At 69.7% G+C, this 21586-nt stretch carries 16 protein-coding genes; 10 read left to right on the top strand and 6 right to left on the bottom strand.

From position 1 onward, the window contains the following. A partial coding sequence (gene sucB / locus N1032_RS08795; protein WP_259538689.1) for a 2-oxoglutarate dehydrogenase, E2 component, dihydrolipoamide succinyltransferase occupies nt 1-1021 on the top strand: 1021 nt, incomplete at its 5' end. Here the strand turns inward: sucB and N1032_RS08800 are convergent. Next, the gene (locus tag N1032_RS08800) at nt 1018-2784 is read right to left on the bottom strand and encodes a hypothetical protein (protein WP_259538690.1); all 1767 of its coding nucleotides are present in this window, start codon (nt 2782-2784) and stop codon (nt 1018-1020) included. The genes sucB and N1032_RS08800 overlap by 4 nt on opposite strands. Before the next feature lie 150 nt (nt 2785-2934). On the opposite strand from N1032_RS08800, the gene N1032_RS08805 reads away from it, so the two are divergent. Further along, a complete protein-coding gene (locus N1032_RS08805) occupies nt 2935-3657 on the top strand; it encodes a DUF4191 domain-containing protein (protein WP_259538691.1) in 723 nt (240 codons plus the stop codon). 69 nt (nt 3658-3726) lie between these two features. Here N1032_RS08805 and N1032_RS08810 read toward each other — a convergent pair whose 3' ends face one another. Then, entirely contained in the window at nt 3727-4155 is a 429-nt protein-coding gene (locus tag N1032_RS08810; RefSeq protein ID WP_259538692.1) for an RDD family protein, read from the bottom strand. Between the two features lie 156 nt (nt 4156-4311). Between N1032_RS08810 and glnA the strand changes: the two genes are divergently transcribed. The 7 genes from glnA to N1032_RS08845 all read left to right on the top strand — a co-directional run bounded on the left by glnA (nt 4312) and on the right by N1032_RS08845 (nt 12994). After that, entirely contained in the window at nt 4312-5736 is a 1425-nt protein-coding gene (gene glnA, locus N1032_RS08815; protein WP_259538693.1) for a type I glutamate--ammonia ligase, read from the top strand. A gap of 87 nt (nt 5737-5823) precedes the next feature. After that, nucleotides 5824-6741, top strand: a complete 918-nt coding sequence (locus N1032_RS08820) for a DNA/RNA non-specific endonuclease (protein WP_259538694.1) — start codon at nt 5824-5826, stop codon at nt 6739-6741. Nucleotides 6742-6754: 13 nt separating this feature from the next. Next, nucleotides 6755-7096: a hypothetical protein gene (locus N1032_RS08825; protein WP_259538695.1), complete on the top strand. Its 342-nt coding sequence runs from the start codon at nt 6755-6757 to the stop codon at nt 7094-7096. A 16-nt stretch (nt 7097-7112) separates the two neighbouring features. After that, complete coding sequence (locus N1032_RS08830) at nt 7113-9791, top strand: wHTH domain-containing protein (RefSeq protein ID WP_259538696.1); 2679 nt, start codon at nt 7113-7115, stop codon at nt 9789-9791. A gap of 147 nt (nt 9792-9938) precedes the next feature. Then, a complete protein-coding gene (locus N1032_RS08835; protein WP_259538697.1) occupies nt 9939-10607 on the top strand; it encodes a hypothetical protein in 669 nt (222 codons plus the stop codon). Further along, a complete protein-coding gene (locus N1032_RS08840) occupies nt 10598-11434 on the top strand; it encodes a wHTH domain-containing protein (protein WP_259538698.1) in 837 nt (278 codons plus the stop codon). The genes N1032_RS08835 and N1032_RS08840 overlap by 10 nt, the downstream gene beginning before the upstream one ends. Before the next feature lie 15 nt (nt 11435-11449). After that, nucleotides 11450-12994 carry a hypothetical protein gene (locus N1032_RS08845; RefSeq protein WP_259538699.1) on the top strand — a complete coding sequence of 515 codons (1545 nt, stop codon included), beginning with the start codon at nt 11450-11452 and terminating at the stop codon, nt 12992-12994. 58 nt (nt 12995-13052) lie between these two features. On the opposite strand, the gene N1032_RS08850 is transcribed toward N1032_RS08845, so the two are convergent. Both N1032_RS08850 and N1032_RS08855 read right to left on the bottom strand, forming a co-directional pair. After that, nucleotides 13053-16046: a bifunctional [glutamine synthetase] adenylyltransferase/[glutamine synthetase]-adenylyl-L-tyrosine phosphorylase gene (locus tag N1032_RS08850; protein ID WP_259538700.1), complete on the bottom strand. Its 2994-nt coding sequence runs from the start codon at nt 16044-16046 to the stop codon at nt 13053-13055. A 37-nt stretch (nt 16047-16083) separates the two neighbouring features. Then, nucleotides 16084-17421, bottom strand: coding sequence for a glutamine synthetase family protein (locus N1032_RS08855; protein ID WP_259538701.1), 1338 nt, complete (start codon nt 17419-17421; stop codon nt 16084-16086). A gap of 56 nt (nt 17422-17477) precedes the next feature. On the opposite strand from N1032_RS08855, the gene N1032_RS08860 reads away from it, so the two are divergent. Next, entirely contained in the window at nt 17478-19265 is a 1788-nt protein-coding gene (locus tag N1032_RS08860; RefSeq protein WP_259538702.1) for an NAD+ synthase, read from the top strand. 36 nt (nt 19266-19301) lie between these two features. On the opposite strand, the gene N1032_RS08865 is transcribed toward N1032_RS08860, so the two are convergent. Together N1032_RS08865 and N1032_RS08870 are read right to left on the bottom strand one after the other, a co-directional pair. Continuing rightward, nucleotides 19302-19532, bottom strand: a complete 231-nt coding sequence (locus N1032_RS08865; RefSeq protein WP_259538703.1) for a DUF2188 domain-containing protein — start codon at nt 19530-19532, stop codon at nt 19302-19304. Nucleotides 19533-19614: 82 nt separating this feature from the next. Continuing rightward, a complete protein-coding gene (locus N1032_RS08870; RefSeq protein ID WP_259538704.1) occupies nt 19615-21564 on the bottom strand; it encodes an alpha/beta fold hydrolase in 1950 nt (649 codons plus the stop codon). Between the last annotated feature and the right edge of the window lie 22 nt (nt 21565-21586).

A 21586-nucleotide genomic window follows, 5' to 3' on the forward strand; every position in this document is an offset into this window, starting at 1 on the left:
CGCACCGGCCCCCGCCGCACCGGCGCCTGCCACCGCTCCGGCTCCGGCCGCGGCCGCGCCGGCTGCTCCGGCCCCCGCGGCCGCTGCGGAGGCGCCCGCCGCTCCCGCGGTATCCGGGTCGAACGCCGGTTACGTCACCCCGCTCGTGCGCAAGCTCGCGCACGACCGCGGCATCGATCTGTCGACGGTCACCGGCACCGGTGTCGGTGGGCGCATCCGCAAGGAAGACGTGCTCGCCGCCGCGACGCCCGCCCCCGCGGCCGAGTCCTCGGCGCCGGCCAAGCGCGCACCGCTCGAGACCTCGCCCCTGCGCGGCACGACGCAGCCCATGTCGCGACTGCGCAAGGTCGTGGCCGAGCGTGCGGTCGCGTCGATGCAGGCGTCGGCACAGCTCACCACCGTGGTCGAGGTTGATGTCACCAAGGTGGCCGCCTACCGCGACAAGGTGAAGAACCAGTTCGCCGAGAAGACCGGCACGAAGCTGTCGTTCCTGCCCTTCTTCGCCCTGGCCGCCGCCGAGGCGCTCAAGGCCTACCCGATCATCAACGCGACCGTCGACGGCGAGACCATCGTCTACCCCGACCACGAGAGCATCAGCATCGCGGTCGACACCGAGCGCGGCCTGCTCACCCCCGTCGTCAAGAACGCGGGCGACCTCGACATCGCGGGGCTCGCCCACCAGATCGCCGATCTCGCCGAGCGCACCCGCGACAACAAGCTGAAGCCCGACGAGCTCGCCGGCGGCACCTTCACGCTCACCAACACCGGTTCGCGTGGGGCGCTGTTCGACACCCCGCTCGTCTTCCTGCCGCAGGTCGCCATTCTCGGCACCGGCATCGTGGTGAAGAAGCCGGCCGTGGTGAAGGTCGACGGCGGCGAGGCGATCGCCATCCGCTCGCTCGTCTACCTGGCGCTCAGCTACGATCACCGCATCGTCGACGGTGCCGACGCCGCCCGGTTCCTCACCGCGGTGAAGAACCGGCTCGAAGAGGGCTCGTTCGAAGCCGACCTCGGCATCTAACCGGAGTCGTACCACCGAAGTCGCCAGCCGGTCTCAGTCCTCACCATGAGGAGTGAGACCGGCTTCTTCGTGCCCGCGGCACCCGCGGCACCCGTGCCATTCGCGTCGCTGCCGGCTGTGTCCGCGGCCCCCGGCGGCGCGAGCCCGCGCAGCACCGCGACCCCGCCCAGCCGCTGCACCACCTGGAGTTCGACGACCTCGGCGAGGGGATCGGCGCGCTGCGGCAGCCCTCCGGCCCGCGCGCGCTCGTGATCGACGACCGCCGCGGGAGACCCCCACTCGACCACGCCGTCGAGACACGACGGTTCGTGGCGAGCGATGCACCCCCTCCTCAGCCCCAGCACAGCCTGTCCCGCGACGACGGGATCGTCGCCCGTGGTGGCTGCCCCCGTCGAGTCGGCCGCGTTCGCGTTCCCGCCGGGTGGATCCACGGCGCCTGGCGAGCCATTGTCCCCGGGTGCGGCCGCCTCGTCGGATTGGCTGGATTCAGTCGGTGGAGGCGCGGCGTCAGTCGGTCGAAGTGCGGCGTCCACGGTCGCGGTCCCAGCGGTGGGGCGAGCGGACTCGGGCGCACCTGACCCGGACGACGGCGCCTGAGCCGACTGCGAACCGCCCGACTGCGGCCCATCCGACTGCGGCCCAGCCGACCGTAAACCAGCGGTCTCCGGCGCAGTCGTCGCAGACGACCCAGCCCCGGCTCCAGCCGACTGCGAACCAGCCGACTCGCGACCGGGCAGCAGGGCGCACGCGACGATCGTGCCGATCAGCAGCACTGACCCGATGAGCAGCAGGCCCCGCCGGCGCCGAGGCCGCAGCACCGCACGCGACCGCGACCTCGCGAGCGACCGCACGGCGTGCCAGCACTCCCGGAGCGCCATGGCGGCCGGCTCGAGCACCTCCAGCAGCATCGGCTCGGCCTGGACGCCCTCGTCCCCAGGATCGGGCGTCCAGTCCCAGGGATCTTCCTCATCGAGCCCCTCGATGGCCCCCGGCCTCGGGTGCTCCGCTGCATGCGCCTGCGTGGCATGGGCCCGCGCGGCATGCGCCTGCTCGGCATGCGCCCGAGAACGGTCGACGCGGTCGAGAGCGCACAGGGCCGCCTCGAGCCGCCGGGCCGCGCGGCGATCCCCCGCCACGGCCGCCTCGAAACCCGGGTCGCCGCGTTCTCTGGCCTGGGCGAACCCGACGAGCGACAGCTCGCCGCCGTCGTCGACCAGGATCGCGTCGGCATCAAGAGACCCGTGCGCGACCCCCGCCGCATGCAGACTGGCGAGCAGCGCGGCGAGTGCCCCCTCCCGCACGACCGGCCCACCGTCGACGTCGTCGAGCCCGAACGGCTCGCCTCGGCGCCGCCCTGCCGACCCACCACGGCGGCCACGCCGGACCCCTGATCGCGAGGGCGGCCGTTCGCGAACCCGCTGCCCGTCTGCACGACGTGCCTGAAGGCTTCGCAGCGTGCGCCCGGGGCAGACCGACATGACGATCGCACACTCTCCCCGAGCCGTTTCGGCGACCTCGATCAGTCGCGGCATCTGCGGCACCGGCCGCGCGCCCAGCACCCGGCATTCCAGAGCCCGGGCCCCGTCGTCGGCCTCTGCGCAGACTTTGATCACCACCGCCGACCGCCCGCCGTCGGCCACCGACGACGCCCGGTAGACATTCGAGCGCTCCCCCACACCGACGAGCTCGTCGATGCAATAGCCGGCAATGCGATAGCCAGCGATGCGATAGCCGGCGACGGTTCGTTCAGGTTCGGTGCGCACTCGATCATGCTCGCCCAGACCGAGCCGCGCGACGCCGCGGCGACCGCATCTGTGCACAGCCCGGCGCATCCGTTCGCCTGTGGAGGAACAGCTGTCGCATCGGCCCGATCGTGGCCGCTGAGAGCGGTGCGACGAAGTATCCTTGGTCACATGGCACGCAAGACCGACGCAACACCGAAAGCCCCCAAGGCTCCGAAAGAACCGGGCCGCATCAAGCAGATGTGGCAGGTCTTCAACATGACCCGCCGCTACGACAAGAACGCCGTCGTGTTCATGGCTCTCGGCTTCGCGCTGCCCGTGCTCGCCGGTGTCGCGCTCGCGCTGATCTTCTCGCGCGACAACGTGTTCGGCCTCGTCATGTGGATTCTCGCGGGCGTGCTCGCGGGCCTGCTCGCCGCCCTCATCATCCTCGGCCGCCGCGCCGAGCGGGCCGCCTACAAGCAGATCGAGGGCCAGCCCGGTGCGGTCGGCGCCGTGCTGCGCAGCTCGCTCAAGCGCAGCTGGCGCGGCAGCGAGATGCCCGTCGCCGTCAACGGCAAGACCCAGGATGCCGTCTACCGCGCGGTCGGGCGGGGTGGCGTCGTGCTCATCAGCGAGGGTCCGCGTTCGCGCACCACGCGCATGCTCGAAGACGAGCGCCGCAAGGTGCTGCGCATCCTGCCGAACGTTCCGGTGACCTTCCTCGCGGTCGGGCCCGACCCCGATGCGGTGCCGCTGCACCGCGTGGCCGCCAAGATGGCCCGCATCAAGCCCACCCTCACCAAGCCCGAGGTGGTGGCCGTGAGCAACCGTCTCACCTCGCTGTCGTCGTCGCCGCTGCCGATCCCCAAGGGCATCGACCCCATGCGCATGCGGCCGCAGCGCGGCCGCTGACGACATTCGCCGCCCGCGGCACCCCACGCCCGCAGAACGGGCGGCCGCGGCATCCGGTCGCGCCCCGCGCTACTTCTTGATCAGCACCGTGCCGGCGAACACGTCGTGCAGGCCGCGCTGGTCGGAGTCCCAGATCAGCGCCGGAACCAGCAGCACCAGCAGCACGGTGCGCACGATCGGCCGCCACCAGCCGGCATAGGTGCCGTCGAGCTTCACGAGCCGAAGGCCCAGCAGCAGGTGCCCGAGGCCCCCACCCAGCGTCACCAGCAGCACGACCTGCTCGATCACGAAGATCACCAGGCTCGCCCAGTCGCTGCCGAAGAAGAACGCGAAGTAGATCACGTAGCAGAAGGCGAAGTCGATGGCGAGAGCGGCGATGCGGCGGCCGGGGCGCGCGATCGAGCCGCGCCCCTCGCGGCGGAAGCCCAGACGCTCGCCCGGCCACTGGCTCGGGGCTGCACCGCGAGCGGATGCCGCCTGGTCGTCTCTGTTCGTCACCGCACAAGCCTAGGCGAGCGAAAGAGTAGTTGTCTGTGGCAAGACCGTAACATCCCCGAAACAATGGCGACACCGCCGGGTAATGGCACACGCCTAGTCTGACGAAGGCTGCATCTGCAGCTGTTTTCTGTACCAAGCCATTTGGAGATCTCTCACATGTTCAGTGACTCTTCCGAGGTGCTCAAGTTCATCAAGGACACGGACGTCAAGTTCCTTGATATCCGGTTCACCGACCTCCCCGGTGTCCAGCAGCACTTCAACATTCCCGCCGCCACCGTCGACGAGGAGTTCTTCGCCGTCGGTCAACTCTTCGATGGCTCCTCGATCCGCGGTTTCGCGTCGATCCACGAGTCGGACATGCAGCTCATTCCCGACGTCTCCACGGCTTACGTCGACCCCTTCCGGGCCGAGCGCACGCTCATCCTGGTGTTCGACATCTACAACCCCCGCAACGGCGAGATCTACTCGCGCGACCCGCGCCAGGTGGCCAAGAAGGCCGAGAAGTACCTCGCGTCGACCGGCATCGCCGACACCGCGTTCTTCGCCCCCGAGGCGGAGTTCTACATCTTCGACGACGTGCGCTACGAGGTGAAGCAGAACTCCAGCTTCTACTCGGTCGACTCGAGCGAAGCAGCCTGGAACACCGGCCGCGTCGAAGAAGGCGGAAACCTCGCCAACAAGACCCCTTACAAGGGCGGCTATTTCCCCGTCAGCCCGGTCGACCAGCACGCCGACCTGCGCGACGACATCTCGCTCAAGCTGATCGACTCCGGTCTCATCCTCGAGCGCGCCCACCACGAGGTCGGCACCGCCGGCCAGGGTGAGATCAACTACCGCTTCGACACCATGGTGCACGCGGCAGACGACATCCTGAAGTTCAAGTACATCGTGAAGAACACGGCGAACCTGTGGGGCAAGACCGCGACCTTCATGCCGAAGCCGCTCTTCGGCGACAACGGATCGGGCATGCACACCCACCAGTCGCTGTGGAACGACGGTTCGCCGCTGTTCTACGACGAGGCCGGCTACGGCGGACTCAGCGACCTGGCGCGCTGGTACATCGGCGGTCTGCTGAAGCACGCCCCCGCGGTGCTCGCCTTCACGAACCCGACGGTGAACTCCTACCACCGCCTGGTTCCCGGCTTCGAGGCCCCCGTCAACCTGGTCTACTCTGCCGGCAACCGCTCGGCGTCGATCCGCATCCCGATCACGGGCACCAACCCGAAGGCCAAGCGCATCGAGTTCCGTGCTCCGGATGCCTCGGGCAACCCCTACCTCGCCTTCGCCGCGCAGCTCATGGCCGGTCTCGACGGCATCCAGAACCGCATCGAGCCGCACGAGCCCGTCGACAAGGACCTCTACGAGCTGCCCCCCGAGGAGGCGAAGAACATTCCTCAGGTGCCGGCATCGCTCGGCGAGGCGCTCGACGCCCTCGAGGCCGACCACGAGTTCCTCACCAAGGGCAACGTGTTCACGCCCGACCTGATCGAGACGTGGATCACCTACAAGCGCGAGAACGAGATCAAGCCGATCGCGCAGCGCCCGCACCCGTTCGAGTACGAGCTCTACTACGGCGTGTAAGCACTCGACACCGCTCGACGCGAAGGCCGCACTCCTCCGGGGGTGCGGCCTTCGTGCTGGTGGGTGTGTGATGTCAGAGGTTCATGGGTGACTGGACGCATGACCGACGACTCGACCACCGAGACTCCGCCCGAGGCGCCGCCCGGGATAGCGCCCGGCTTGGCATCCGGCTTCGCGCCCGGGTTCCTCGGCCCCGACTGCCCCGTTGCGGTGCCGCGGGCCGGCCGCCCCATCGTTCCGCTCGCCTACACGCACTTCACGGTGCTGCTCGACACGTCACGCCGGCTCGCCGCGCTCACCGCCGTGAACATCGACGGCCTGCTGTTGACGGATGTCGCCCGCACCGACGACTGGCACCTCGACGATCGCGTCGACGAGTCGCAGCAGGCCGGCCCGGAGCTCTATGCCCGCAACGACCTCGACCGCGGGCACCTCGTGCGCCGTCGCGACCCGGTGTGGGGCGACGAGGCCACCGCCCGCCGCGCCGAATTCGACTCGTTCGTCTACACCAATGCCGCCCCGCAGGCCGCGGTGTTCAACCAGTCGCCGGTGCTCTGGAACGGGCTCGAAGACTACCTGCTCGACTACGCCGCCGGTTACCGCGTGCGCTTGAACGTGTTCACGGGGGTGGTGTTCGCCGACGACGATCCGCTCTACCGCGGCATCCGAATTCCCCGGCTGTTCTGGAAGGTCGCGGCGTGGGCGGATGCCGCCACTCATGAACTGGCCACCACCGGCTACGTGCTCGACCAGTCGCCCCAGCTCGACGCGATCGATCTCACCGCCCTCGTGGCGGGTGCCGATGCGCCGCCGCCCCTCGGCGGGTTCCTCACGTTCGAGGCTCCCGTGGCCGACATCCAGCGACTCACCGATCTCGACTTCGGCCCCCTGGTCGACGCCGACCGTTTCACGCCCGTGCCGCAGGCGACCGAGGCCGGGCACTCGGGCTGGAAGCGGTTGCGCCACTTCGCCGACATCTCGATTGATCCGCCGCCGCCCGGGTGACTAGGGTGTGGCGATGACGAACCTGCGCGTGCACGATCCCGCCGATGCCCAGAACGCTGCCGATGCCCAGACCGCTGCGGATGCCCGGCATGCCGGTGATGCCCGGCATGCCGCCGATGCTCCCCCGGCTCCCGACGGTGGCCGGTCGGCCATCGTCACCATCGATGCCGACAACGTGACCGCGGCCGTGCACCTCGCCGAGTCGGCCCGCCGGAAACTGCACGAACTCGACGACCCGGCGGGGGCGGTCGACGACCTCATCGGCGCCGTCTCGAATCTCGCGGTCACTCTCGCCCAGATCTCGCGCGGCATCGCACAGGGTCACATCGCGATCGCCAACATCCGGCAGACCTGAGCTATGCTCAGGTGCCATGCACCGAGACGACGCACGCATGAGCCCACCAGGCCGACCGGTCGGCGATCCGCTCACCTTCCACCTGAGCGACCGGGTGCTCGCCCTGCTGATGGGCACCAGTCTCTACGGCGATTCGCGCTTCGCGTTCCGCGAGCTCCATCAGAACGCCGTCGACGCGTGCCGGCACCACGACGCCCGAGCGGAGTATCTGCGTCGGTCGGGTCAGGACCTGCCGAGCGGAGCGGCACGCGAACCCGGGGCCCCGCGGATCGTCGTGCGCGAGTTCGAAGACACCTCCGGATCGCGGGTGCTCGAGTGCCGTGACACCGGTGTCGGCATGGGCTACCTCCAGCTCGCGTCGGCGTTCTGCCAGGCAGGGGTGCGCGGGCGTGAACTCGAGGAGGATGCCGACGAACGTGAGGCGTTCGCGCAGCTGGACGAGCCGATCGAGTTCTGGACGAACTCGCGGTTCGGCATCGGCGCCTTCAGCTACTTCATGGTGGCCGACGCCGTGTCGGTCACCACCACACGGCTGAACCGTGACGGCAGCCTCGGGCGACGGCTGTCGTTCGACGTCACCGGTCCGCACACTCCCGGCCTGGTCGTCGACCACGGCCCCGGCGAGGCCGCGGGCACCACGGTGCGGCTCGCCCTGAAAGACGGACACGCCTCACCGATCGCGGTGCTGCGAGACCTCGTGGCGGTGAGCCCCTACGACGTCGAGGCATTCGACGACCGCGGGCGGCAGCACCGCTGGGAGGCCGGGGTGCTCAACCGGGAGTCGGGGGCCGTCGAGCCCGACGCCCAGATCGTCGCCGATCCGGCGGGCAAGGTCTGGTGGTGCTCCGGCCGTGGCGCGGTGCTTCCCGACGGCATCTGGTCGGGTGCGATGACCTTGGGGATAATCGTCAATCTGACCGGCGACGACGCGCCGCCGATGACCGCCGACCGCACGACCATGATCGACACCGACTTCGCGCAGGTCGACGTGCTCGCCCTCGCGGCGGTCGGCTCGGCAGTGCAGGAGGGGGCGGCGATCGTCGGACGCGCCGACTGGCTCGACCGCACGTTCGCCTGGAACCACGAGATCGTCGACGCGATCATCCGCGAAGCCTCGGGCCCACCTTCCCCCTTCCCCATCGTTCTCGACCCCGAGACGCGCACGGTCGACGCCACCATCGCGGGCTACGTCCCCGGCGACGGCGAAGGCGTGCCTCCCGACGCGTGGTCGTTCACCCGGCTGATCGCCGGTGGCGCTTATCCCGAACTCGGCATCGACGGTTCGGAGTGGAACTCCTTCGTCGCGGGACTGCCGACCGACGCCGTGCTGCTCGGGCGCCCCGGCAGCACCATGGCGGGCGAGACGACCACGCCCGTCGCACCGTGGCGGGGCGACGCGCTGAGTCTCTATGCCGCCGAGAACAGCTTGCGCCGGCCGACCGCGACGATTCTCGAGCGGGCCCGCACGCTCGGCCTGCCGATCGACGCCGAGCTCGACAACCTGCCGGAGTCGACCGAGTTCGTCCGACGGGTCGTAACGGATGCCGCTGCCCACCAGGCCGCCTCCGACCGCGTGATCGGCGCTTTCGCCGTGGTTCGGGCATCCGGCGACCTCGGCATCACGCTGGCCGACGCCAGGGACCAACTCCGCGATCGCGCACTCACCTACGACCCCTGCCTCGACGGTCTGGTCGACGAGCCGCCGACGGGTGGGGAGCTACGACTCGCCAGCGTGCGCGGTGACGGAGTCGCGCCCTGGCGCACGACCAAGGAGCTGTCGATCGCCACCGTGGCTGCCATCGCGGCGAATGCGGGGGTGTCGTCGAGTCAGGCGATACGCGCCCTGCAGCGGCTCGGATTCGGTCCGATCCGGGGCCTGCTCGACGGCACGAGATGGCTCTCGCGCGACTTCGACGCCGTCGATGTGCTGCTCGCGAGCCGAGACCTGGATGGCTCGATGCCGTTCCTGCCGAGCGTCGAGGTCAGTCGCGACCACATCCGCCGAGGTGCGCACAACGCGCATATCAGCGAATCCGCAGCGCGCTCACGCCTGGAGGCGCTCGGATACCACCAGGTCGACGGCGTGGCCGCGGCCGAAAGCGGTTATGAACAACTCGAGCTCGTGGACGACGAGGGCAACCCTCTCGATCTGGTGAACCCGCTGCCGATTGCCCACGCCGCGATCCTCGCGCGCAGGTTGAAGCGCCCCCTGACCGCGGTCGTGGCCCGGCTCGAAGAGCTCGGATACCGGATCGCGCCCTACGACGTCGTGCCCGGTCCGCAGCACCTCATCGCCGCTTCCCGTGAGGCCGACGGAGAACTGCCGTGCCATCCGGTGCATCTCGGCGTGCCTCCGATCGCGGTGCACTTCGCGGCCTTCAGCAGCGACGAGAATCCGCCCACCGTGGTCGGGATGCTCAGGAGCCAGGGATATCAGGTGGCATCGGGCGACATCCTGCCCCGCCTCGAAGACCGGCATCGTGCGATGCTCTACTGGCTCGCAGACTCCGACATCACCGGCGGTGACGCCCCCGTGCCGCCGATAACCGTCCTGCAACTGGCACTGAGAGTGAATCTGTCACTCGACCGATGCCTCACCACCCTCACCGAGCTCGGACTCACCGGGGCCGATCCTCGCCGACACCTCCCCGTCGACCGCCCGGGTGACGACGCCGCCTGGCGCGGGCTGTACTGACCCGTGAGTTGGACCGTGCACATCGTCGCCCGCGACAGCCGCCTGGACGACCTCATTCGGACGAATCCCCGGGTAGCAGACGCCATCGTCCACGGCGGGCCCGGATGCTGTCGTCTGACGATCACGCTCGGAACACGAGGGCGACGGATGGACGCTGCGAAAGCGGGCTATGTCTATCGCGACACCGCGAACGCCGCCACCTGTGACTGGACAGTCAGTCGGCTCATCGCGGGCGGTGCCTACCCGGAGCTGGCGATCGACACGGCGACGTGGGACGAGCTCGTTCCCGGGCGACCCCTCGATGCCGTCCTCCTGGGGCGGGTGCGCACGACGGTAGTCGGCGATCAGGTCGTGGCCGTACGGCCGTGGCTCGGTGACGCGACCAGCGTCTACGCGGCCGAGAACAGCGTGCGCTGCCCGATCGGTGACATCGTGGAACGCGCCTCGATCCTGGGGTTGCCCCTCCCCGAAAGCGCCCATGAGCTCCCGGAATCGACGGACTTCATCCGTGGCGTGATGCGCTACGCACACCGACCGGAAGCGCCTGGCCACTACCGCCTTCCGGCACTCAAAGTGTTGGTGACCGCTCTGGAGTACGGCCTCACTCCGGCGCAGGCCCGGGCCGAACTCCGTGCGCGCGCCATCGCGCACGACGAGACCCTCGATGCCCTGGTCGAGCAGCCCCCACCTCGACGGAGGCGAGGATCGCCAGCGTCGCGGGCGACGGGCTGCTCCCCTGGAGAACCAACGACGACCTGTCGATCGCCACCGTCGCGGCCATCGCGGCATCTGCCTCGCTGCCGGCCATGCAGGTGATCGCGGCGTTCCGGCGGCTCGGTTACGCGCCCATCCCGGGAGTCCCCGATCAGGGAGTGTGGCGGGCAGGAACCATCACCGCGGTCGACCTCGTGCTCACCAGTCTCGGTCTCGACGGGGAAGCGCCGTTCCTCCGATCACGGGTGTGCGGACTTCGGCATGCGAAGCGAGCGGCAGCAGTGCTCCGGATGCCGGTCAGCGACACGATCTCGCGGCTCCGGACTCTGGGCTACGAGGTCGCCGCTGACGACGCCACCCCTGAATCGGATTATCGCCGGTGCGGGGTGATCGACGACGCGGGCCAGCGCGCCGACCCCGCCACGCCCCTGCCCGAGATCCACGCTCAGCTGGTGGCTCGCGATCTGGCCGAGCGCCCGAGCACGGTGAAACGCTGTCTGCGACGCCTCGGCTACTCCGTCGGCAGATCGTCTCTGTCGGAGCCGACCGCGAGCGACTTCATCCTGGCGTCCGCGGACGCCACCGGCTACCTGCCGTGCCATCCCCTGGGAACGCCCATCAGCATCCCTCTCGTGCATCGGGCGGCCGACCGAGCTGACGTGTCGCCTCCCGTCGCGGTCGAGCGGTTGATACGAATGGGGTATTCGATCGCCGAGGGTTCACCGATGACGACCCTCGGGAACTGTCATCGAGCCATCCTGGCCCGCAGCGGAATGAGCTGGGTCGCCCGACCCGTCAGTCCTGCCCGGGTGGTTGCAGAAGCTCTTGCCTTGCACTGGCCGCTGTCGAAGACTGTCCGCGTTCTGGAGGAACTCGGCTTGAGTGTTGCCGACCCGCGAACGCATCTTCCGAAGAATCGCCCGTGCTGAACCATTCTGCGTACGATGACTGAGCAGCAACGGCCGTCGATCGCCGCACATGCCGAATGGCTCGACCGCACATTCGGCCGGAACCACGAGCTCGTGGATGCGGTCATCCGAGAGGCGTGGGCCGCGTCATCCCCCTTTCCCATCGTGCTCGACCCCGAGACCCGCACGATCGACGCCACCGTCGCAGGCTACGTCCCCGGTGACGGCGACCTCGTGCCCTCCGACGCCTGGTCGCTCACTCGGCTCATCGCCGGCGGCGCCTACCCCGAACTCGGCATCGACGGCTCGGAATGGCACTCTTTCGTGAAGGGGCTGCCGACCGACGCCGTGCTGCTCGGGCGCGCCGACAGCACCACGGCAGCGGAGACCACCGTCACCGTCACGCCGTGGCAGGGTGACGCCCTCAGCCTCTATGCCGCCGAGAACAGCCTGCGCCGCCCACTCGCGACCATCCTCGAACGGGCGCGCACGCTCGGCCTTCCGGTCGACCCCCGGCTCGACGACCTGCCGGAGTCGACCGACCTCATCCGACTCGTGATACCGGATGCCGCTGCCCACGAGGCCCGATCCGATCGCGTGATCGGAACCTTCGCCGTCGTGCGGGCAGCATCCGACCTCGGACTCACGATCGCTGCGGCACGGAACCAACTCCGTGACCGCGGACTCCATTACGACGCCCGTCTCAACGAATTAGCCGCGGATCCCCCGACCTCGGAAGAACTGCGGCTCGCCAGCGTGAACGGCGACGGAATGGCGCCATGGCGATCGGCCGAGGAACAGTCGGTCGCCTCGGCCGCGATCGCAGCGACAGACTTCTCGGTTGCGGCACCCGCGGTGCTGTGCGCGTGGCGACGGCTCGGCATCGGCCCCATCGACGGACTCGTCGACGGCAGCCGGTGGCGGGAACGCGCGTTCGACTCGGTCGACACCCTGCTCGCCAGCCAGGATCTCGATGGCGCCTCCCCGTATCGCGTAGACGATGTCGAGACGGTTCCGGCGGCCCATCAGCTCGACACGACGATCCCGCTCCCGCTCGCACAGGTCGCCATCCTCGCCGTCAGTCTCAAGGAGCCGCGCCGGTCGATCGAGCACCGGCTCGCGACCCTCGGCTATTCCGTCGCGCCCCGTGGGGCAGCGACGAGTCGCTCGGACCGCATCGCGGCATCCCGCGACAACGATGGCGATCTGCCCGGTCACCCTCTCGACCTGGAGCTCTCGCCCGCTGTGGTGCACGTCGCGGCGCACAGTTGCACCGTGGAACCCGGCGTGACCTCGGCGATGCTCAGGCGTATGGGCTACCGCGTCGCGCACGAAGGCATCCTCGCCACACTGCACACACGTCACCACGACCTGCTGTGGCACCTCATCGATGGACCCGCCATCGAATGGGGCCGACCCATCTCCCCGGTGAGGGTCGCGCAGCTGGCGCTGCACCTGGGCTGGAGCATCGACCGCTGCCTCGACACCCTCGCCGAGCTCGGCTTCACGGCCGCCGACCCCCGGCGGCACCTGCCCGTCGACCGGCCCGGCGACGAAGACGCCTGGCGCGCACTCTATTGAGCCGGGCGCAAGTGACCCGGGCGCGACTGAGCCGCACTCGACGACGACCGCCCGAGCACTACTGCCCGTAGAACAGCCGCTCGAACACCGTGCGGGCCCGGCGCGTGACCCCCAGATAATCCTCCTCGAGCTGCGTCGCCGATCCCGGCGGGTACTCCAGCAGCCGGGCCACACCCTCGAGCTGGCGACGATCGGAGGGCAGCACGTCGGCGGTCTTGTTCGTCCAGAGGGTCATCGCCGAGCGGGCGCGCGACGCGAAGATCCAGGCGTCATGGAGCTTGCGGGCATCGTCGTGGTTGATGAGACCGGCGTCTTCGGCCGCCGACAGCGCCAGCAGGGTCGAGGTGGTGCGCAGCGAGGGCAACCGGGCGGCGTACTGCAGCTGCAGCAGCTGCACATACCATTCCACGTCGCTGAGCGACCCCCGGCCGAGCTTCAGGTGCCGGGCCGGGTCGGCGCCCTGCGGCAGCCGCTCCTTCTCGACCCGCGCCTTGATGCGCTTCACCTCACGGATCTCGGTCTCGGAAATGGCCGTGGGGTAGCGCACCGTGTCGGCGAGGGCGTGGAACGACTCGATCAGCGATCGATCGCCCGCCACCCCGTTCGCCCGCAGCAGCGCCTGGGCCTCCCAGGTGAGCGACCAGCGCTCGTAGTAGGCGGCATACGACTCGAGCGACCGCACCGTCGGCCCGTTCTTGCCCTCGGGCCGTAGGTCGATGTCGAGGTCGAGCGGCAGCCGGTGATCTTCGGTGAGGCGCTTCAGCTCGTTCACGATGAACTGCGCCACCGATTGCGCGGTGGCCTTGTCGACCCGCACCGGGCGGTAGACGTAGAGCACGTCGGCATCCGAACCGAACCCCAGCTCGCCGCCGCCGTAACGCCCCATGCCGATGATGGCGAACTCGATGCCGTCGCCGTTCATCAGCGCCGCCGACTGCCGGATGACGCTCAGCGTGCCCTGCAGGTGCACGGTCGTGATGTCGGTGAGCCCGCGCCCGAGTTCCTCCACCGTCACCATGCCGAGGATGGACGCGATGGCCAGCCTCAGCACTTCACGGCGGCGGGCCGTGCGCAAAGCCATGGCCGCGGCATCCGGAGTGTCGTGGCGGGCCACGATCGCGCGGGTCTCGTCGTCGAGCACCGCCATCGGCCGCGGATGCAGCTCGTCGTCGTTCTCGAGCCAGGCGGCGGCCTCGGGGATGCGCTCGAGCAGCTCCCCGACGAACCGCGACCCCGACAGCACCTGCGTCAGCCGGGCGGCGGCGCCCGAGGAGTCGCGCAGCATGCGCAGGAACCAGTAGGTCTCCCCCAGCGTGTCGGAGAGCCGGCGGAACGCCAGCAGACCGTAGTCGGGGTCGGCGCCGTTCGCGAACCACTGCAGCATCACCGGCAGCAGGGTGCGCTGGATGGCGGCCCGCCGGCTCACCCCCGTGGTCATCGCCGCGATGTGGGCGAGCGCTCCGGCCGGGTTCTGGAACCCGATCGCCGCGAGCCGGGCCTCGGCCTGCGCACTGGTCAGGGCCTGCTCGTCGGGCGACAGCGCGGCGACGGCCGCGAGCAGCGGGCGGTAGAACAACCGCTCGTGCAGCCCTCGCACGCGCACCTTGATGGCGTTCCAGCGCAGCACGAGGGCGGCGGCGCTCGTGGCGAGCCCGCTCCCCCGCGCCAGAACGCGCTGCTCGGCCTCGTCGCGGGGCATCAGGTGCGTGCGGCTCAGGTTGCGCAGCTGCAGCCGGTGCTCGAGCAGCCGCAGGATGCGGTAGTCCTGAGCGAACTCCACCGCCTCGACGCGCCCGATGTAACTGCCCTCGGCCAGGGCGGCCAGCGCCGGAAGGGTGCCGCGCTGACGCACGTCGACATCGGTTTGACCGTGCACGAGCTGCAGCAGCTGCACCGTGAACTCGATGTCGCGCAAGCCCCCCGGCCCGAGTTTGAGCTGGTATTCGACATCCGCCGGCTTGATGTGCTCGGTGACCCGTTCGCGCATGCGCTGCACCGACTCGACGAAGTTCTCTCGCGACGCGCTCGACCACACCTTCGGCGCCACGATGCGGGTGTAGTCGTCGCCGAGAGCCAGGTCGCCGGCCAGCGGGCGGGCCTTGAGCAGCGCCTGGAACTCCCAGTTCTTCGCCCAGCGGTCGTAGTAGGCCGCGTGCGACTCCAGCGATCGCACGAGCGCTCCGGCCTTGCCCTCGGGCCGCAGGTTGGGGTCGACCTCCCAGAGGCCCGGCTCGAGCCCGGTCTCGCTGATGCCGCGCATCGTCACCATCGCCAGCCGGGTGCCGATCTCGACCGCGGTGCTGGTGGGCAGCCCCGCGGCTTCGTCGCCCTCGGCCACGAAGATCACGTCGACGTCGCTGACGTAGTTGAGCTCGCCCGCCCCCGCCTTGCCCATGCCGATCACGGCGAACCGGGTGGCCCGCACCTGCTCCACCGGGAACTGCCACAGCCCGTGCCCCTTCGTCGACACCTGCGACCGGGCCACGGCCAGTGCCGCTTCGAGCGCCCCGGCGGCGAGATCGGCCAGGGCCCGCGCGATGGTGTCGAGCCCGGCGACCGGGTTGGGCTGCTCGAGGTCGAACGCCGTCACGAGCGACAACAGCACGCGGTAGCGGATGCGCAACGCCGTCCAGGCGTCTTCGCCGAGCGCCGTCGAGAACCCGTCGACCGCGCCCACCGACGCGAGCAGCTCGCGTTTGGCCGATTGCTCGTCGAGCAGCACCAGCGGCGCCGACCCGAGCTCGGCGAGCTGCTCCGGATGCCGCGCGAAGAACTCCGTCAACCCCGACGACGCCCCGAACACCCGGATGACCCGCCGCCGCGCCACGGGGTCGACGAGTGCGGCGATCATGCCCGCCTCATCGCGCTGCAGCAGGCGCTTCACGCCGTTGAGCGCCTGATCGGGATCGGCGGCGAGCTGGAACGAGGCCAGCAGTTCGTCGAGCGCCACCCCGCTCGTGTCGGCGAGCGTGCGCAACTCCTCACCGGCCCAGCCGAGTTGGGCGAAACCCACTCGGGCGAGGTCGGTGAGGGTGGACTGCGAACGGGGCATAGCGGTCAGTTCAGCCCGGCCGACTGCCGGGACCGGATCACAAGATCTCTAGGTTCGACTCGAGCTCGTAGGGCGTGACCTGGGCGCGGTAGGCCTTCCACTCCTGCCGCTTGTTGAGCAGCACGTAGTTGAACACCTGCTCGCCGAGGGTCTCTGCCACCAGCTCCGACTCCTCCATCAGGCTGATCGCCCGGTCGAGGGATGCCGGCAGCGGGTCGTAGCCCAGAGCCTTGCGCTCGGCGTCGGTGAGGCTCCACACGTTGTCTTCGGCCTCGGGCGGCAGCTCGTAGTTCTCTTCGATGCCCTTGAGCCCGGCCGCGAGCAGCAGCGAGTAGGAGAGGTAGGGGTTGGCCGCCGAGTCGATGGCGCGGTATTCGATGCGCGACGACTGGCCCTTGTTAGGCTTGTAGAGCGGCACCCGCACGAGCGCCGAGCGGTTGTTGTGACCCCAGCAGACGAAGCTCGGGGCCTCGTCGCCGCCCCAGAGGCGCTTGTAGGAGTTGACGAACTGGTTGGTGACCGCGGTGATCTCGGGGGCGTGCTTGAGTAGGCCCGCGATGAAGTTGCGACCGATCTTCGACAGCTGGTATTCGGCGCCGGCCTCGTAGAACGCGTTCGCGTCGCCCTCGAAGAGCGAGAGGTGCGTGTGCATGCCCGACCCCGGATGCCCCGACAGCGGCTTCGGCATGAAGGTCGCGTAGACGCCCTGCTCGATCGCCACCTCTTTGATCACCGTGCGGAAGGTCATGATGTTGTCGGCCGTCGTGAGCGCGTCGGCGTAGCGCAGGTCGATCTCGTTCTGGCCGGGGCCGGCCTCGTGGTGGCTGAACTCCACCGAGATGCCGAGGTCTTCGAGCATGCGCACCGAGCGACGGCGGAAGTCGTGCGCGGTGCCACCGGGCACGTTGTCGAAATAGCCCGCCGAGTCGACCGGCTCGGGGCCGCCCGGGCCGTACTGCGACGACTTGAGCAGATAGAACTCGATCTCGGGATGCGTGTAGAACGTGAAGCCGCGGTCGGCCGCCTTCGCGAGGGTGCGCTTCAGCACGTTGCGCGGGTCGGCGACGGCGGGCTGCCCGTCGGGCGTCGTGATGTCGCAGAACATGCGCGCCGTGGGGTCGATCTCGCCCCGCCACGGCAGGATCTGGAAGGTCGTGGGGTCGGGGTGCGCCAGCACGTCGGCCTCGAACGAGCGGGTCAGACCCTCGATGGCGGAGCCGTCGAAGCCCAGCCCCTCGGCGAACGCGCCCTCGACCTCGGCCGGTGCGATCGCAACGGATTTCAGCGTTCCCACGACGTCTGTGAACCACAGTCGCACGAACTTGATGCCTCGCTCTTCGATCGTACGAAGAACGAAGTCCCGTTGCTTATCCATCGGCGGAACAAACCCTCTCTCCGGCACTGGTTCATGCCCCTATTAGGCTAGTGGCTATGCCGAGACTTCGCTTAGCGTTGGCCCAATCCAACCCCGTGCTGCGCGACCTCGAAGGCAACTCCCGGCAGGTCGTCGACACCGTGCGACAGGCCGCCGAACAGGGCGCCGATCTCGTGGCGTTCGGCGAGATGGCGATCTCGGGCTACCCGATCGAAGACCTCGCGATGCGGCCGAGCTTTCTCGCCGCCGCACACGAGCGGGTCGAGCTGCTCGCGGGCGAACTCGCCGCGGCCGGGCTCGGCGACATCCCGGTCATCGTCGGCCACCCCGACGGCCCGTTCGAGCCCCGCCTGCTCGGCACGAGCAACGCCCCCACCGCCATCGCTCAGAACGCGGCGAGCGTGCTGCAGGGCGGCCGGGTGGTGGCCCGCTACGCGAAGCACCACCTGCCGAACTACTCGGTGTTCGACGAGTACCGCATCTTCATCCCGGGCGACGAACTGCTCATCCTGCGCCTGCGCGGCATCGACGTCGCCCTCATCATCTGCGAAGACCTCTGGCGCGACGGCGGCCCGGTCGGCCGGGTGCTGCACGCGGATGCCGGCCTTCTCGTGGTGATCAACGGCTCGCCCTATGAGCGCGACAAAGACGAGGTGCGCCTGCCGCTCGTGACCCGGCGCGCGATCGAGACCGACACCATCGTGGCCTACGTCAATCTGGTCGGCGGTCAGGACGACCTGGTGTTCGACGGCGACAGCGTCGTGGTCGATCGCGACGGCGGCATCCTGGCCCGCGCGCCCCAGTTCGAGCCGCACCTGCTGCTGGTCGACCTGGAGCCCGAGGCGGCGACGGATGCGCCGCTCGCCGACGACATCCGTCGCGTCGAGCTCACGGCCGGCGGCCCCGACGGCAGCCCCGACGCCGGCACGGGCGGCGCTCCGGCCGGCGCATCAGGCGGCGAGAAGCCGGCGATCGCCCTCGACGTGGCCGAGCTGCCCGACGACCGGCAGCAGATCTGGAACGCGCTCGTGCTGGCACTGCGCGACTACGTCGAGAAGAACCGCTTCCCGTCGGTCATCCTCGGCCTCTCCGGCGGCATCGACTCGGCCGTCTGCGCGGCGATCGCGGCCGACGCCATCGGCCCCGAGCGGGTGTTCGGGGTGTCGATGCCGTCGCGCTACTCGTCCGACCACTCGCGCTCCGACGCCGACGACCTCGCGGAGCGCATCGGCCTGAACTTCCGCACCGAGGCGATCGCCGATCTCGTGCTGCCGTTCGAGACGCAGTTGGGCCTGACCGACATCGCGGCCGAGAACCTGCAGGCGCGCGCTCGCGGCGTCATCCTGATGGGCCTGTCGAACCAGGAGGGGCACCTGGTTCTCACCACGGGAAACAAGAGCGAACTCGCGGTCGGGTATTCCACGATCTACGGCGACTCGGTGGGCGGCTTCGCGCCGCTCAAAGACGTGCCGAAGCTGCTCGTGTGGGAGCTCGCGCGCTGGCGCAACGCCTTCGCCGACGAGCGCGGCGAAACGGCGCCGATCCCCGAGAACTCCATCTCGAAGCCGCCGTCGGCGGAGCTGCGCCCCGACCAGACCGACCAGGATTCGCTGCCCGAGTACGCCGAGCTCGACGCCATCCTCGAGGCCTACATCAACGGCGGCGCGAGCATCGCCGAGATCGTCGACTCCGGCTTCGACCGGGGCACGGTCGAGCGCATCACGACCCTGGTCGACCGGGCCGAGTGGAAACGCCGCCAGAGCGCGATCGGCCCGAAGATCTCGCGCACGGCATTCGGTCGTGACCGGCGCCTGCCGATCACCTACCGGCCGACGAGCGTGTAGCGCCGCTCAGCCGAGAACCGCTCAGCCGAGAACCGCTCAGCCGACCGTGTCGCGCCGGTCGTCCTGCTCGCTGAAGTCGTCGGTGTCGCCGACCTCGCCGTCTTCACCGCGCACGACGTGGCTGCTCTTGTGGTGACGGGCGTGCTCGCGGCCGGCCGCGACCGCCTCGGCCTTGCTGTGGAACGGGCCGGTGGCGCCCTTCTCCCCGTCGACCCGGTTGAACCACCGGCCGTCTTGGTGAAAGGTCTCGACATTCTGATCGGCCACGGGAACTCCTTCGCTCGGCTACCCCATTCTTACCGCGACCGGGTGCGGCGCGGCTAGGGCAGAAGTCGAAAGCGACCTCGGGCTAGCTCGGCAGCACCGCCACCCAGACGAACCACACGATCATCGCGAGCCATACCAGCGTCGCCGCCGCGGCCAGCGCCGCCGACCCCCGGCCACCCAGACGCCAGACCGGGATGATGCCGATGAAGCCGACTCCGAGCAGGATGCCGAGCCACGGAACGATGCTCGGAACACCGACGAGCGTCACGGCCGGCGTGGCGATCATCGCCGTCGACACCACGATCCAGAGCGCGGCGAGGAACACGACCCCGGTGACCGGGGCGATGCCGGTGGCGATCAGCAAGCCGAACGGCTCGCGCCGCAGCACCTGCACGAGCACGGCGATCAGCCAGCCCACGAGCCACAGCGCGGCGAACACGCCGAAGATGAGCGGAATGGTCAGCTCGAACAGGTTCTTCTGGTCGATGGCCGCGACGACCGACGAGAACCGCGACGACGGATGCAGCGAGTCGCCGCTCACCACCGGGAACGCCTCGACCGAATCGGTGCAGGTGGTCTCGACCGGGGTGCCCGGTGCGGCGAGCCAGGTCGCGAGCTGATCCATGGCGCACGCGTCGGCCGTGGCTCCGGCGCGGCCGGCGCCCTGCACCGTCACCAGCTGGTTGCTCGCGAAGAGCCCCTGAGCCGACTGGGCCGCCGCCACCGAGATCAGCGGGTCGGTGTCGCTGGCGAAGATCAGGGTCGGCTGGGCGATCGGCGCGGCCGTGCGGCTCTCCGCCGGCGAGGGCGGCAGCGCCAGCGACGTGCAGACCGCATCGGCGGCCGTGAGATAGGTGAGCACCGGCAGCGGCGTGGGCTCTGTGTCTTCCGCGCCCTCCTCGGCGGGCACGGTGGGGTCGACCGACCAGAACGGCTGCTCGTCGCGGCACGACTCGAGCCAGTACTGCCCGAGGCTCGTGTCGGTGAGCTTCTCGAGGGCCACCGGGATGAACGGGTTGATCGCATCCGTCTCGCCGTCGGCCAGGCGCGAGAGCAGGTAGGGCACGGCCGCGGCGGTCGCGGGGTCGTAGAGGGCCTGCTGCACGATGGTCACGACATCCGACCCCGTGAGCGCGTAGTAGCGCTGGCGGCCGGTGAGCGGGTTGGTCAGCAGACCGTGCACGGGCGAGTCGCTGAACACCGCGGCGGCCTCGGCGAGGTCGGCGTTGAGGTCGGGGTATTCGCCGCCCGAGCGCTCCGAGAGACGCGCCAGTGTCTCGGAGAGCGCCAGATAGGCGTCGCCCTTCACATCGCGATCGACCGGGCTGAAGGCGTCGAGCACGATCGCGTCGACGCCTGCGGAGTCGCGGTTCGCGACCTGCTCCATGACCTTCGTCGACCACGAGTCGCCGAACAACGTCCAGGTGGGGATCTGCAGCGTCTGGCGCAGCTCGATCAGGTCGCTCGCCGTGTCGCTCTTCGTGTAGGCGGCCACGTCGCCGCCCGCCGCGGTGAACTCGGTGACGCAGTCTTTGAGCGCGAGACCCACCTCGGCCATCTCGTCGGCCGGTGAGTTGTCTTCGGTGAACGTGTCGACGTACTGCGAGGATGCCGCGGGGCAGTCCAGCGGCGCGCTCGACTCGAGGCTGCCGCGCTGGGCCAGCACCATGACATCGCGCGTGCCGCCGATGCGCGGGTCGGCGGCGAGGGCTTCGGCGACCTCGGTCGACGACTGACCGGGGCCGCCGGCCATCGTCACGATCGGGGTGCCGGTGGCCGGCTGGGTGGAGGCGGGGATGACCACGTAGGGCAGGTCGATCGCCCGGCTCGCGGGGTTGCCGCGGGTCTCCGGAACGGTCAGGGTTCCGCACACGGCATTCGCCGGAAGGCCGGGCTCGCAGGTGCGTTCGGCAACGGTGGAGGCGCCAGCGGGAGCTGCTTGCGCGCCGATCAGCAGCGCTGCCACGACGGCCCCCAGCACGAGCTGCGCAATAGTTCGACGGCCCACGTCTCCCTTTCGACTTCGGGTCACGATTTCACGCATTCGGGTTACG

This window comes from Herbiconiux daphne (assembly GCF_024979295.1).
Taxonomy (GTDB): domain Bacteria; phylum Actinomycetota; class Actinomycetes; order Actinomycetales; family Microbacteriaceae; genus Herbiconiux; species Herbiconiux daphnes.

Excerpts from the sequence above, each read along its gene's own strand:
- N1032_RS08805 (WP_259538691.1), top strand. The coding sequence starts at position 2,935 with ATGGCACGCAAGACCGACGCAACACCGAAAGCCCCCAAGGCTCCGAAA.
- glnA (WP_259538693.1), top strand. The coding sequence starts at position 4,312 with ATGTTCAGTGACTCTTCCGAGGTGCTCAAGTTCATCAAGGACACGGAC.
- N1032_RS08825 (WP_259538695.1), top strand. The coding sequence starts at position 6,755 with ATGACGAACCTGCGCGTGCACGATCCCGCCGATGCCCAGAACGCTGCC.
- N1032_RS08830 (WP_259538696.1), top strand. The coding sequence starts at position 7,113 with ATGCACCGAGACGACGCACGCATGAGCCCACCAGGCCGACCGGTCGGC.
- N1032_RS08835 (WP_259538697.1), top strand. The coding sequence starts at position 9,939 with ATGGACGCTGCGAAAGCGGGCTATGTCTATCGCGACACCGCGAACGCC.
- N1032_RS08840 (WP_259538698.1), top strand. The coding sequence starts at position 10,598 with ATGCAGGTGATCGCGGCGTTCCGGCGGCTCGGTTACGCGCCCATCCCG.
- N1032_RS08845 (WP_259538699.1), top strand. The coding sequence starts at position 11,450 with ATGACTGAGCAGCAACGGCCGTCGATCGCCGCACATGCCGAATGGCTC.
- N1032_RS08850 (WP_259538700.1), bottom strand. The coding sequence starts at position 16,046 with ATGCCCCGTTCGCAGTCCACCCTCACCGACCTCGCCCGAGTGGGTTTC.
- N1032_RS08855 (WP_259538701.1), bottom strand. The coding sequence starts at position 17,421 with ATGGATAAGCAACGGGACTTCGTTCTTCGTACGATCGAAGAGCGAGGC.
- N1032_RS08860 (WP_259538702.1), top strand. The coding sequence starts at position 17,478 with ATGCCGAGACTTCGCTTAGCGTTGGCCCAATCCAACCCCGTGCTGCGC.